This is a genomic window from Rhizobium binxianense, assembly GCF_028994275.1.
Lineage (GTDB): Bacteria > Pseudomonadota > Alphaproteobacteria > Rhizobiales > Rhizobiaceae > Rhizobium > Rhizobium binxianense.
In genome coordinates this window covers 666,978-680,154 of record NZ_CP118713.1, presented here as the reverse complement: position 1 = coordinate 680,154, position 13,177 = coordinate 666,978, and the positions used below count along the sequence as shown (strand labels likewise).

At 63.2% G+C, this 13,177-nt stretch carries 14 protein-coding genes; 6 read left to right on the top strand and 8 right to left on the bottom strand.

From position 1 onward, the window contains the following. Positions 1–46: 46 nt before the first annotated feature. Positions 47–436 (top strand): hypothetical protein, encoded by a 390-nt coding sequence (locus PO860_RS03290; RefSeq protein ID WP_183605985.1) that lies wholly within the window; start codon positions 47–49, stop codon positions 434–436. A 15-nt stretch (positions 437–451) separates the two neighbouring features. On the opposite strand, the gene PO860_RS03285 is transcribed toward PO860_RS03290, so the two are convergent. Continuing rightward, positions 452–697 (bottom strand): hypothetical protein, encoded by a 246-nt coding sequence (locus PO860_RS03285; protein WP_183605984.1) that lies wholly within the window; start codon positions 695–697, stop codon positions 452–454. Between the two features lie 122 nt (positions 698–819). Here PO860_RS03285 and PO860_RS03280 point away from each other — a divergent pair, with 122 nt between their 5' ends. Together PO860_RS03280 and PO860_RS03275 are read left to right on the top strand one after the other, a co-directional pair. Further along, positions 820–1,017, top strand: a complete 198-nt coding sequence (locus PO860_RS03280) for a hypothetical protein (protein ID WP_272783105.1) — start codon at positions 820–822, stop codon at positions 1,015–1,017. Between the two features lie 165 nt (positions 1,018–1,182). Continuing rightward, complete coding sequence (locus tag PO860_RS03275; RefSeq protein ID WP_272783104.1) at positions 1,183–1,458, top strand: hypothetical protein; 276 nt, start codon at positions 1,183–1,185, stop codon at positions 1,456–1,458. Positions 1,459–1,477: 19 nt separating this feature from the next. On the opposite strand, the gene ppdK is transcribed toward PO860_RS03275, so the two are convergent. The 6 genes from ppdK to relB all read right to left on the bottom strand — a co-directional run bounded on the left by ppdK (position 1,478) and on the right by relB (position 10,375). Continuing rightward, the gene (gene ppdK / locus PO860_RS03270) at positions 1,478–4,162 is read right to left on the bottom strand and encodes a pyruvate, phosphate dikinase (protein WP_275038129.1); all 2,685 of its coding nucleotides are present in this window, start codon (positions 4,160–4,162) and stop codon (positions 1,478–1,480) included. 826 nt (positions 4,163–4,988) lie between these two features. After that, positions 4,989–8,450, bottom strand: coding sequence for a chromosome segregation SMC family protein (locus PO860_RS03265; protein WP_275038128.1), 3,462 nt, complete (start codon positions 8,448–8,450; stop codon positions 4,989–4,991). A gap of 96 nt (positions 8,451–8,546) precedes the next feature. Then, the gene (locus PO860_RS03260) at positions 8,547–9,317 is read right to left on the bottom strand and encodes a DsbA family protein (protein ID WP_430523297.1); all 771 of its coding nucleotides are present in this window, start codon (positions 9,315–9,317) and stop codon (positions 8,547–8,549) included. Positions 9,318–9,472: 155 nt separating this feature from the next. After that, positions 9,473–9,778 (bottom strand): type II toxin-antitoxin system RelE/ParE family toxin, encoded by a 306-nt coding sequence (locus PO860_RS03255; RefSeq protein ID WP_272783100.1) that lies wholly within the window; start codon positions 9,776–9,778, stop codon positions 9,473–9,475. Continuing rightward, complete coding sequence (locus PO860_RS03250; protein ID WP_183605977.1) at positions 9,765–10,040, bottom strand: type II toxin-antitoxin system ParD family antitoxin; 276 nt, start codon at positions 10,038–10,040, stop codon at positions 9,765–9,767. Before PO860_RS03250 ends, PO860_RS03255 begins: the two co-directional genes overlap by 14 nt. A 110-nt stretch (positions 10,041–10,150) precedes the next feature. Continuing rightward, complete coding sequence (gene relB, locus PO860_RS03245; protein WP_183605976.1) at positions 10,151–10,375, bottom strand: type II toxin-antitoxin system RelB family antitoxin; 225 nt, start codon at positions 10,373–10,375, stop codon at positions 10,151–10,153. 59 nt (positions 10,376–10,434) lie between these two features. Here relB and PO860_RS03240 point away from each other — a divergent pair, with 59 nt between their 5' ends. After that, positions 10,435–10,800, top strand: coding sequence for a hypothetical protein (locus tag PO860_RS03240; RefSeq protein WP_275038127.1), 366 nt, complete (start codon positions 10,435–10,437; stop codon positions 10,798–10,800). Between the two features lie 65 nt (positions 10,801–10,865). Here the strand turns inward: PO860_RS03240 and PO860_RS03235 are convergent, their stop codons facing one another. After that, positions 10,866–11,363, bottom strand: coding sequence for a DUF721 domain-containing protein (locus PO860_RS03235; RefSeq protein ID WP_275038126.1), 498 nt, complete (start codon positions 11,361–11,363; stop codon positions 10,866–10,868). Between the two features lie 107 nt (positions 11,364–11,470). Here PO860_RS03235 and mutY point away from each other — a divergent pair, with 107 nt between their 5' ends. Further along, entirely contained in the window at positions 11,471–12,559 is a 1,089-nt protein-coding gene (mutY, locus tag PO860_RS03230) for an A/G-specific adenine glycosylase (RefSeq protein WP_273880389.1), read from the top strand. Between the two features lie 2 nt (positions 12,560–12,561). Then, entirely contained in the window at positions 12,562–13,176 is a 615-nt protein-coding gene (locus PO860_RS03225; protein ID WP_275038125.1) for an HAD family hydrolase, read from the top strand. The last annotated feature ends 1 nt before the right edge of the window (position 13,177 follow it).

Here is a 13,177-nt window from a genome sequence, read left to right as displayed (position 1 = left end):
ATTCTGCCGCGGTTTCATCTCCGATTTTAAAGCAAGGAGAGACGGGATGATTTCAACCGAGATGGCAGCAAGGCCGCAGGCGTCTGCGCTTGGCGGGATCGACCACGCCGAGCCGATGTTGCCGATGGAGCTGCTCGAGCTCGAACTTTCGCTCGAAGGTTATGCCGGCGGCGATGCCGGATTTTGCGAGGCGGTGCGCCGGGCGGCGAACCGTTCGGGCGGCGAACTGCTGTTCGACCTGCCGGCCGGGGGGCTAATCGAGGATTGCCGCCGCATCGCGGTGCTGCGCATTCCCGATGGCGGCAACGAGATGCGCGTCGTGCTGGCATTGCTCGATCATAACGGCACCGAAATCCGCATGCAGGCGCCGGATGAAGAGACCGCGCATCTGGCGCATTTTGCCGATGCCTTCATCGAAGTGCTGGAGCGGATCTGAGCGTCGCGGTGGATTTTAGCGCCGTTCCGCCGCGGCTTCCGCCAGGCTGCGGAAGGGAAACTTGCGCCCGCACTCGCATTTGATCATGAAGTTTTCCTGGTGATTGGACGGGCGCTGCACGCCGAAGCCGCGCGGCAGCTGATCGACCTTGAAATCCGGATGCTTGCGCTTGGGATCATCAACTTCCGAGGCTTCGGCAAAGCCCTCATTGCCGCATTGCGGACAGCTCAGTTTCTTCGAAAATCGATCGCGGATAGCCATGCTCGTTCCAATATTTGCGCGCCCCCTCATACAGAGGAATCCCCCTTGTGCATAGGAAGGTGGGCGGCGAAAGTGGAACCATCTGCCGGGGCTGCCGTTCCTTTTTTCAAAAGGAGGCGACCATGCCCAGCAGAGACCCGATACCGACCCCGAACGCCGACACGCCGCGCGGGCCGACACCAACCCCCGGCATTCCCGACCCCATCCAGCAGAAACCGCCGCTGACGCCGGCGCAGGACCCGGGCGATACCAAGAATCCGCAGGATCCGCCGCTTGATCCGGCACTGCTGCCGATCGGGGATCCGGCTGGGGCAGCGTGAAGTCTGATGAGAGCATCAAGCTCGCTCCCCCTCACCTGTGCTCGTCACATGTGACGTAGGAGAGGTGGTGCGTGCGGCCCCCTTCTCGGCGACGCCAGATACACTCGCTTGACGGCATCGCCCGAATGGACTTTCCTCAGAGCGATCATGCCAAGGAATACACCGATGCGTACTCGTCTTCTCATCACTCTCCTCGCGGTGACGGCCACCCTCTCCGCCTGCCAGACGATGACGCCGGAGGAGCGGCGGGCGGCGGATGAGCAGCGGTGCCTCGGCTATGGTTTCCGCCGCGGCACGGATGGTTTTGCCACCTGCCTGCAGCGCATCGATCTCGACCGGCGGGCCGAATCGCGGGCGCAGAGTGCGGAGTTGATGCAGAGCATGGCCTGGGATCTGAACGGGCCTTATATCTACCGCGATCACTGGCGGCATCATCACTAACCCTGGGGCTGCCCGGCTTTTACTTGCCCCCGCGGTCTTTCAGATTGCCTGAAATCACCGCCTGCGCCGCCGCGAGTCTCGCGATCGGCACGCGGAACGGCGAGCAGGAGACGTAATCGAGGCCGATCGTTTCGCAGAAGTGGATCGAGGCGGGGTCGCCGCCATGTTCGCCGCAGATGCCGAGCTTCATGTCGTTGCGGGTGCGCCGGCCGCGTTCGGCGGCGATGCTGATCAATTCGCCGACCCCGTCGAAATCGAGCGAGATGAAGGGATCGTGCTCGATGATGCCCTTGCGCTGATAGGTGGGGATGAAGGCCGAGGCGTCGTCGCGCGAGATGCCGAAGGTGGTCTGCGTCAGGTCGTTGGTGCCGAAGGAGAAGAATTCGGCGGCTTCGGCGATCACATGGGCGCGAAGGGCCGCGCGCGGCAGCTCGATCATCGTGCCGACGAGATAGTCGATCTTCATGCCGGCCTCGCTCATGACATTGCCGGCCACCGCGTCGATCCGCGCCTTGACGTAATCGAGCTCGGCGCGCAGGCCGACCAGCGGCACCATGATCTCCGGTACGACGGCCGCCCCGGTCTCCTGGGCCGCGGCGACCGCCGCCTCGAAAATGGCGCGGGCCTGCATCTCGACGATCTCGGGATAGGAGATCGCCAGCCGGCAGCCGCGATGGCCGAGCATCGGGTTGAACTCGTGCAGTGCATCGACGCGCTGGCGAAGAGCGGATGGTTCCATGCCCATGGCGAAGGCGACCTCGGCGACCTCGTCATCGGTCTTCGGCAGGAATTCGTGCAGCGGCGGATCGAGCAGGCGGATCGTCACCGGCAGGCCGTGCATGACGGTGAAGAGACCGGTGAAATCCAACCGCTGCATCGGCAACAGCTTGTCGAGCGCCACCCGCCTGCCCTTCTCATCCTCGGCCAGGATCATCTCGCGCATCACATGGATGCGCTCGCCCTCGAAGAACATATGCTCGGTACGGCAAAGGCCGATGCCTTCGGCGCCGAAGGAGCGGGCGGCGCGCGCATCGGCCGGGGTATCGGCATTGGTGCGCACCGTCATGCGCCGGGCGCGGTCGGCCCACCCCATGATGCGGCCGAAATCGCCCGACAGCGCCGGCTGGGTCATCGGCACCTCGCCCTTCAGCACCTGGCCGGCCGAGCCGTCGATGGTGATGATATCGCCCTTCTTGAGCGTCACGCCGACGCCGAGCAGCCGCTCGTTGCGCTGATCGATGCGCATGGTGCCGGCGCCGACGACGCAGGGGATGCCCATGCCGCGGGCAACGACCGCCGCATGGCTGGTCATGCCGCCGCGCGTCGTCAGGATGCCTTCGGCGGCATGCATGCCGTGAATATCCTCGGGGCTGGTCTCGACCCTCAGCAGAATGACCTTGCGGCCTTCGGCCTCCGCCTCGACGGCCTCTTCAGCGGTGAAGACGATGGCGCCGGTCGCCGCTCCCGGCGAGGCCGGCAGCCCGGTGCCGATCACCTGGCGGGTGACGCGCGGATCGATCGTCGGGTGCAAGAGCTGGTCGAGGCTCGAAGGCTCGATGCGCAGCACCGCTTCGTCCTCGGTGATCACTCCCTCATCGACCATGTCGACGGCGATCTTCATTGCCGCCCGGGTCGAGCGTTTGCCCGAGCGGGTCTGCAGCATCCACAGCCGGCCGCGCTCGATGGTGAATTCGATATCCTGCATGTCGCGGTAATGGATCTCGAGCTCGGTGCAGATGCGGAGAAGTTCGCGGAAGGCCTCCGGCATCAGCTTTTCCATCGAGGGCTTTTCGGAGCCGGAGGAAATCCGCCCCTCCTCGGTGATGCTTTGCGGCGTGCGGATGCCGGCCACCACATCCTCGCCCTGGGCATTGACCAGGAATTCGCCGTAAAGCGCCTTTTCGCCGGTCGAGGGATTGCGGGTGAAGGCAACGCCGGTGGCGGACGCATTGCCGAGATTGCCGAAGACCATCGCCTGGATATTGACCGCCGTGCCCCAGCCTTCCGGAATATTGTGGAGCTGGCGATAGCTGACGGCACGCGCACTCATCCAGCTGGAAAAGACCGCACCCACCGCGCCCCAGAGCTGGACTTCGGGATCCTGCGGGAATTCCTGCGCGAGCTCCTCCTCGATCAGCTTCTTGTAGAGCGAAACGATATGCTGCCATTCGGTGGCGCTGAGTTCGGTATCGAATTCATGGCCCAGCCTCGCCTTCTCGTCTTCCAGGATTTCCTCGAAGGCGTCGTTGCCGAGGCCCATGACGACATCGGCATACATCTGGATGAAGCGGCGGTAGCTGTCCCAGGCAAAACGCGCATCGCCGGCATCATGGCCGAGCGCCTGCACGGTCTCGTCGTTGAGGCCGAGATTGAGCACCGTGTCCATCATGCCAGGCATGGAAACGCGGGCGCCGGAGCGCACCGATAGGAGCAGCGGCTGGCTGACGGAGCCGAAGTGGCGGCCGGTGACGGCCTCGATATCCGATATGCCGGCGCGCACCTGCTGCTTCAGCCCGTCGTCGATATGGCGGCCGTTCTTGTAATAGGTGTTGCAGGCATCGCTGACGATCGTCAGTCCCGGCGGAACGGGGAGCCCGAGGGCGCACATTTCCGCGAGATTGGCGCCCTTGCCGCCCAGAATCTCCTGATCGCGCGCCCGGCCCTCAGCCTGCCCGTCGCCGAACTTATAGACCCACTTGGTCATCTTCCCCCCACACCAAACCGGAATTAGCTTAATCCGTTGGTGTTGAAATGAAAATCGACAAATGCGGCGGAATGTTGCATTGCACAATAAATCTTTGGCGGCGCGGTGGATGAAACGATTGAAACAGTCCCCGGCAGCGAAGACGGCATAAAAAAAGCTTTGCGGGACTGCAACATGTCCCGCAAAGCCTTGTTTCCGTCCGGCCAGGAAAACCGGACGGGGGGTCCCTCAACCCAGCGCATCTCCCACCTTCATCTTTTGGGGAAACGCGCTATCGCTTTGTTTTCATGCAATTCCGGCCAAAGTTGCCACACGCTTTTCTGAGGAAAATCGCTCGCGCCCTGCTGGAACTGCCTTAAGCTTTCCGGCTCTTGCCCTCTGCCCGGAAAACCGCACGCAAATTCGAAAATCCCGCGCCTTGATCACCCGCTTTTCAGCAAGGCATTCAGGTTGCGTTGAAACAACTTCTAATGCAAGTCAGCGAAAAGAGCATCACCCAAATGGGGTACGAACGGCAAGAGAGCCGACCTTTTTTGGTGTTTATTGCTTGGCGTTTGATTTTACGCAATTTCCGGGCGCAAAACCGCTCGGACATTTGCGGAAATTGCGTCTGGGCTTGGGCGGCGGGTCCGTCCGAGCATGACGGAGACGAGAGGGCGCGATGGCAAAAGGGGAGACGCCCGGAGCATTGTCTTGGTCAGCAGGTTCCCCATCCTCCGTTATCCTCGGGCTTAACCCGAGGATCCACACTGCCGGGGCGCGACAATAAGAAATATCGCCCTTCCCTAACGCCAAGAGACACCGCAAAAGCTCTTGTCGCCAAAACTCAGGCAATCTCGCGCAGGCGCTCGGCGGTCTGCAGGTCGACGGAGACGAGTTGGGAGACGCCCTGTTCGGCCATGGTGACGCCGAAGAGGCGGTTCATGCGGGCCATGGTGATGGGATTGTGGGTGATGATGACGAAGCGGGTTTCGGTCGAGGCCGCCATTTCGTCCATCAGGTTGCAATAGCGCTCGACATTGTGGTCGTCGAGCGGCGCGTCGACCTCGTCGAGCACGCAGATCGGCGCCGGATTGGTGAGGAAGACGGCAAAGATTAGCGCCATTGCCGTCAGCGCCTGCTCGCCGCCTGACAGCAGCGTCATGGTCTGCGGCTTCTTGCCGGGCGGACGGGCGAGGATTTCGAGGCCGGCTTCGAGCGGATCGTCGGATTCGATCAGCTGCAGCTCGGCGGTGCCGCCGCCGAAAAGATGGGTGAACAGCCGCTGGAACTGGGCGTTGACGATGTCGAAGGCGGCGATCAGCCGTTCGCGGCCCTCGCGGTTGAGGCTCTGGATGGCGCCGCGCAGCTTGCGGATCGCATCGATGACGTCGTCGCGTTCCTTGATCAGCGCTTCGAGCTTCTCGCTCAGCTCCTTCTGTTCCTCGTCGGCGCGCAGGTTGACGGCGCCCAGCCGCTCGCGCTCGATCCTCAGGCGTTCCAGCTCGCGCTCGACTTCGCGCGGATCGGGAAGCGCCTGCATGGTCGGGCGCCCGGTCAGCTGCAGCGCCTCGTGCGGCGCGACGTTCAGGACCTCGCGGATGCGGCCTTCGCTTTCCTGGCGCTTCTCGCGGGCGGAGACCAGGCGCTCCTCGGCGCGGCCGCGGCGTTCACGGCATTCGGCAAGTTCCGACAGTGCCGTCGTCGCCTTGTGATCGGCTTCGCGCTGGATGCGTTCGGCCTCGGCCAGAACATCTGCGGCCTGGCGGCGCGCTTCCTCGGCCTTCTGCAATTCGCTGAGCAGAGCGCGGCGCTTGTCGTCGAATTCATCCGGCGCCAGTTCGAGCTCGGCTGCCTCTTCCCGCGCCTCTTCCTCGCGCTCGCGGAGCGTGGCGACATGGTCTTCGCCGCTTGCCGCCCGCTGGCGCCAGGTCTCGCGCTCCTGGCCGATCGCCAGGATGCGGCGCTGGCGGGCCTCGTTTTCCCGCGCCAGGCTTTCGTGGCGGGCGCGGCTCTCGGCCAGCGCGCCGCGATCGGTCGCAACTTCCGCCTGCTGAAACCGCAGCCGCTCGTCGATCGCAGTCAGATCCGGCGCGTCCTCCAGCTCGATGCGGGCATTTTCTTCCTGGACGGCGATCTCCTCCAGCTGCGACCGCAGCTGGCTGGCGGCCTCGCTGACGACATCGCGGCGGCGAATGAGGTCGCCGGAGGCACGCTCGGCGGCGGCAAGCGCATCGCGTGCTTCGGCGAGATGACGTGCCGAAAGACGGCTCATGTCGCGGGCCTCGGCAAGCCGGCGCTCCTCAGCGCGGATCGCCTCGGCCGCCGCAGCCTGCCGCTCCTCGGCTTCGGCAAGCACGTCGCGGGCAAGGGCGGCTTCGCCTTCGAGTTCGGCCAGGCGGTTCTTCTGCGCCAGGCGCAGGGCCGCGGCACTCGGGGCGTCGGCACCGGTGACATGGCCATCCCAGCGATAGACCGCACCCTCTTTCGTCACCAGCCGCTGGCCGGGCTTCAGCGCCGCCATCAGCAGCTCGGCATCGCCTTCCGCCACCAGGCCGATCTGGCGCAGGCGGCGGGTGAGTGCCGCCGGCGCGCGGACATGGGTCAGCAGCGGCGCAACACCGGATGGCAATGCCGGATCGGCGGCGCCATCGCCATTGTCCGACCAATGGGCCGGCGCCTCGGCATCGAGCGGCGATTCCAGATCGTCGCCGAGGGCAGCACCGAGTGCGGTTTCGAAGCCGCGGTCGACCTTCAGTTCGTCGGCAACCGGCGGAAATTTGCCAGCCGCAGCACCGGCGGCGAGCATGCGGGAAATGGTGCGGGCCTCGGTTTCCAGCGCATTCAGGCTCGAGCGGGCCTGATCGACCGGGGCGCGCGACAGCGCCTCGGTCTGGCGGGCGCCCGCAAGCGCCTGCTCGACCAACTGAACCGCCGCTTCCGCGTCGGCGACGGCGATCTCGCCGGCTTCGACGATCGCGCGTTTTTCGTCGGGATCGGGCAGGCCTGATATCTTCTCGCCGACGGCTGACAGTTCCTGGTTTGCCTCGTCCATCTGGCGTTCGAGGCGCATCCGGCGGTCGGCGAGATCGCGGATGGCGCGCTCCAGCTGGTTGCGGCCGGCAGCCGCCTCGGCACGCTCGGCCGTCAGCTGGGTGAAGATGCGCTCGCTGTCGGCCAGTTTTGCCGCCGCGCCCTCGAAGGCCTCGCGGGTTTCCTCGGCATAACGGCCGGAATCGGCGAGGATTTCTGCAATTTCCGCCTCTTCGGCATCGAGCTTGGCAAGGATGACGGCATTGTCGGCCACCAGCCGCTCTTCGCGGCTTATATCCTCGGCAAGCTGGGCGAGGCGGCGGGTCAGCTCGTCGCGGCGGCGCAGGATGCGGCCGGCATCTTCCTCCAGCTGGCTTCGGGCGATCTGCAGGCGCTGCAGGGCGGCGGCGGCGCGCGCCTCGCCCTCGCGCAGTTCCGGCAGCTTCAGGCTGGCAATGCCCTGGTTCTTCGCCGCCTCCATCTGCATCTGCGCCTTTTCGGCGACGACTGAGGTCGCCTGGTTCAGCGCGCTGTCGGCCTCGGCCTCGGCCTCCTTCGCCTGCACCCAGCGGATATGCAGCAGCATCGCTTCGCGGGCGCGGATATCGGCAGACAGCGTCTTGAAGCGGTTCGCCTGGCGGGCCTGCCGCTTCAGGCTCTCGATCTGGCTTTCGAGCTGCGAGGTGACGTCGTCGAGGCGCTCGAGATTGCCTTCGGCGGCGCGCAGCCGCAGCTCCGCCTCGTGGCGGCGGGAATGCAGGCCTGAAATGCCGGCCGCCTCTTCGAGCAGCTGGCGGCGGGCCTGCGGCTTGGCCTGGATCAGCTCGCCGATACGCCCCTGCCCGACCATCGACGGCGAACGGGCGCCGGTGGAGGCATCGGCAAACAGCAGCTGCACATCCTTGGCGCGGCTTTCCTTGCCGTTGATGCGATAGAGCGAGCCTTGCTCACGCTCGATGCGGCGGGTGACCTGGATCTCGTCGCTGTCGTTGAAGGCGGCAGGCGCGGTGCGCTCGCCATTGTCGAGATAGAGCGCCACTTCGGCGGTGTTGCGCGCCGGGCGGTTGCCCGAACCGGAGAAGATCACGTCGTCCATGCCGGAGGCGCGCATGTTCTTGTAGGAATTCTCGCCCATCACCCAGCGCAGCGCCTCGACGAGGTTCGACTTGCCGCAGCCGTTCGGGCCGACGACGCCGGTCAGTCCCCGCTCGATGATGAATTCCGTCGGCTCGACGAAGGATTTGAAGCCGACCAGGCGCAGCTTGTTGAACTTCATGCAGAAGCTCCGCAGCGCGGGACGGGCTTGCCACGCAGCCACAAAAAAACGGGCGCACGGCTTTCGCCGTCGCCCGTTCTATCGAAACGATCCGGTTCAGAGCAGGCTGTCGATGAGCTTCGACAAAGTGTCAACCGGCATGTCTCCAGAGTAGCGCTTGCCATTGATCAGGAAAGTCGGGGTGGCGTTGACGCCAAAATCCTTGGAACCTCTTTCCCGCGTGGCGTTCACTTCATCCAGAAGCTTCTGGTTCGTCAAGCATTTCGTGAAGCTATCCTCAGTAAATCCGGCAAGCTTCGACATCTGCAGCAGTGCGGCGCGGCCATCATCGGCGGCGGCCCAGACCTGCTGCTGCTTGAACAGCATCGAAACCATCGGGAAATACTGTTCCGGCGTGCTCAATTGCTCCGGATTGGAGGCGCTGCAGCGGGCAAGCATGAAGGCGGCGGCAGCGCGCGGGTCGAAGGGGAATTCGCGGATGATGAACTGCACCTTGCCGCTGTCGACATATTTCTGCTTGATGGCGTCGAAGGTGGTGTTGTGGAAATGGGCGCAATGCGGGCAGGTCATCGACATATATTCGACGATCTTGACCGGGGCATCGGCCTTTCCGAGCGCCATCTCCGGCAGCGTGCCGGGCTTCAGCACTTCGGCCATGTCGACATCACCATCGGACTCCGGCATTTCGGTCGCCGCCGTGGCCGCCGTCTGCATGGTGTCGACATTGGTGCCGTCGGCCATGGTCTTGCCGGAAGACGAAGCATCGGCAGCGTCCTTGCTGTCGTTGCAGGCGACAAGCGCCAGGGCAGCTGCGGCGATGGCGATACCGCTGAGCAGGCGGCGTTTCGTCAGTTGCATTTCGGACATCTGCATGGGTTCCCCATAACTAATGAGATTGACGGCGTGACTGTGCGATATAACGGCTGACGGCCGCCCACAAGCCACGGTTCACCAACTTCCTTCAAAGAATTGTGACCTTGATGGGACCGAAAGCGGACGTTGCGTTCCGAAATGAGCGATTCTCAGTTTTCACGGAAGGCCGAAGGCGTATTTCGGCCGGCATAGAACAGCCTCAACACCTGCACCCGATCCTTCACGACCCGGTAAGCGATCGTCACACGCCGCTCGAAAACCAGAATTCGAACACCCTGGGCAAAATCCTCGCGCGGCGCTCCCCTTTCCGGCATGTCTTCCAGACCATGACAGACCTGCCTCAGCCGGCGGATGAAGTCCATCGCCGCCATAGAATTCTCCGCAGCTATGAATGCGTAGATATCGAGCAGATCCTTCTCCGCTCTAGGACGAAATACGACCTTAAGCGCGACCATCCTCAGCCTTCATCCGCTCGGCATGCAGATGTTCGAGCCGCTCGAAGACCGTATCGGCATCGATATCCGAACCCGGATCATCGATCGCCTCGCGGATTTTCAGACGCATGATTTCGTCGATCGCATTCTCTTCCCGGTCGAGCGCGCGCAACGCGGCGCGAATGACCTCGCTCGCCGAACTATAAGCGCCCGATTGCAGCCGTCCTTCCAGGCTTTTCTGCTGACTGCCGAGCGTAACCGTAATGGGTTTGCTGCTGCGCATTCCTGTTCACTCCTATCAAGTGATTACAGTGTAATACACCCGTGACAGAGTTCAAGTCAGACTTCACGCCCAAGCTTTTCAGGCTGGCGTTCGGCTGCTCGAGATGAAACTCAATCTTCCGCGCTATAACGCGCCATCAATTCGCCCAGTGGCACCGTATCGCTCTCGCTCCGACGAAGCTCTTCGAGGCGCTTTTCGGCAAGATAGATATCTTCGAGGTCGTCGAGCTGCTTGATCATGGCTTGCCGCGCATAGAAGCACTTGCTGCGGCCGGTACGCTTGGAAAGCTCAATCAGCCGTGCTTCGATATCAGGGGGCAATTGCAAGACCAGCATGATTTTTCTCCCGTCTGCTGTACAAGCATAGCAGACGACTATTCAGAGGGGTATTTTGAATGCATTTTTTGACGAAGACTTTTCTCTATTGCGCGCTTATTGCCTCTGTCGCATTGGCCATGAAGGTCACAAGCGCTGCCGCCTCTGAAGACGGCGGGAATATTGTTTTCAATCAGATGCTTAAATGTTTAAAACTGCCTGCAGACGCGCCGAACGCTTATAACTTCATGGTCGTGGCGGTCATCAAGGACGGATCTGCCGACTTTTTATCCATCAACTTCCGCACACCGCCATCCGAATGGGAAAAAACGGCAGCCCCATTGATCGCTGACGCAATCACACAATGTGAGCCTTACAATTCGATTTCGGGCAGAACGGAATTCTCTATCACCCGTGAGCTTGTTGAAGCGGGATCAAAAAACTAGGCATACGGAGATGGTGGTGCCATGGCACCCCAACGCGTTGCCGATCAAGTTAGGCCTTTTGCTCATCAGCGTTGTTTCCCCTGCTTCCCCATCACCGCCGTCCCCAAGCGCTGGATCGCCTGGCGCAGCTTGTCGCCCTCTATCCCCTCCATCATGCCTTCGAGCTTGCGGGCGGCCTCGCCCTTCAGCGGCGGCGGGGTGCGGGAGCGGCGGGGGACTTGAGAGACCGGCTTCTGGACGATGCGGATTTGGTGGACGGCGGCGAAGCCGAAGAAGCTGTTGATGCGCTGGATGAGTTCGCCCTGGGCATGGGTGAGGAACAGCGCACGCGCGCCTTCGCAGGCGATCGTCAGCACACCGGGGCGGAAGCCGCCTGCCTCGTTGCCGCCGCGGGCCCAGGCGATCTTTTCCGGCCGGGTGCAATCGGCGAAATCCTCGCCGGCGATTTCGCTCCACGAGCCGAGCAGCGCCGTGTTGATGCCGGCGCGGCGCGCAAGCACGGGATCGATCAGCCCGTTCGCCAGCTCGGAAATCTGCTTTGCACCTTTGCGTGGATAACTCATCGAAAACCTTGGGGGCGCCGGACAATCGCACAGGAATTGACGGGACCGACTTGATCGCGCGGCATGGCTTCGCCAAGTATAGGCACTTCCCCGCATCGCGGCAAATCATGACGCTCATCACACTCGACACGCCATCCGCCAAGCCCCTGCTCGACTGGTACGACCGCCACCACCGCGACCTGCCCTGGCGCATCTCGCCCGGCATGGCGGCGCGCGGCGTCAAACCCGATCCCTATCACGTCTGGCTTTCCGAAGTGATGCTGCAGCAGACGACGGTGCAGGCGGTCAAACCCTATTTCGAGAAGTTTCTGCAGCGCTGGCCTGCGGTGACCGATCTTGCCGCGGCCGAAAACGACGCTGTCATGGCCGCCTGGGCGGGGCTCGGCTATTATGCGCGGGCCCGCAACCTGAAGAAATGCGCCGAGGCGGTGGCGACAGAGCATGGCGGCGTCTTTCCCGACACCGAAGAAGGCCTCAGATCCCTGCCCGGCATCGGCGACTATACGGCCGCCGCCGTCGCAGCCATCGCCTTTGACCGGCAAGCGGCTGTGATGGACGGCAATGTCGAGCGGGTGATCTCCAGGCTCTATGCGATCACGACGCCGCTGCCGGCTGCCAAACCGCTGATGAAGGAGAAGGTGGCGCTGCTGACGCCGGCGGCCCGGCCCGGCGATTTCGCCCAGGCGATGATGGATCTGGGTGCGACGATCTGCACGCCGAAGCGGCCGGCCTGTTCGCTCTGTCCGTTCCGCGGATCGTGTGAGGCGCTGAAGCTTTCCGATCCCGAGCTCTTTCCGGTCAAGGCGGCGAAGAAGGAGAAGCCGGTGCGCTACGGCGCGGCCTTCATCGCGGTGACCGGTGATGGCGAGATCCTGCTGCGGCGGCGCGCAGAAAGCGGCCTGCTCGGCGGCATGACCGAAGTGCCGACGACGGCGTGGACGGCGCGTATCGACGGCGAGACCTCGGCTGCGGCGGCGCCCTTCGAGGCGGCCTGGCAGGCCGCTGGCACCGTCATCCATGTCTTCACCCATTTCGAGCTCCGGCTTTCGATCTGGCGCGCGGCGATCGCCGCGAAAATCGGCGCTGACGGATGGTGGGAGCCGGTTACAAATCTTGAAGCCCAGGCCTTGCCGACCGTCATGAAAAAAGCGATCGCAGCGGCTATTCCTCTCGCGTTCAAAACATCCAAGGGATGACCATGACCACCGGCATAAAACATATCGTTTTCGACATCGGCAAAGTCCTTATTCATTACGATCCGCATCTTCCCTTCAGCCGCCTCATCCCCGATGAGACCGAGCGCAACTGGTTTTTCGCCAATATCTGCACTCATGACTGGAACATCGAGCAGGACCGCGGCCGCAGCTGGGCGGAGGCCGAAGCGCTGTTGATCGAACAGCACCCCGCCCGCGAAGAGCATATCCGCGCCTTCCGTAAATACTGGCACGAGATGGTGCCGCACGCCTATGACGATAGCGTTGCGATCATGGAAGGGCTGATCGCCGAGGGGCGCGATGTGACGATGCTCACCAACTTCGCCTCCGACACCTTCCGCGAGGCGCAGGCGCGCTTCCCCTTCCTGACCAAACCACGCGGCGTCACCGTTTCCGGCGATGTCGGCCTGATCAAGCCGGATATCGCGATCTACGAGACGCATACGAAAAGTTTCGGCCTCGATCCCGCTGCGACGATCTTCATCGACGACGCGCCGGTCAATGTCGAAGGCGCCAAGGCCTATGGCTGGAATGCGGTGCTGTTTTCGGGCGCGGATAAGCTGCGCAGCGATCTTGCCGGTTACGGATTGAAGGTCTGAG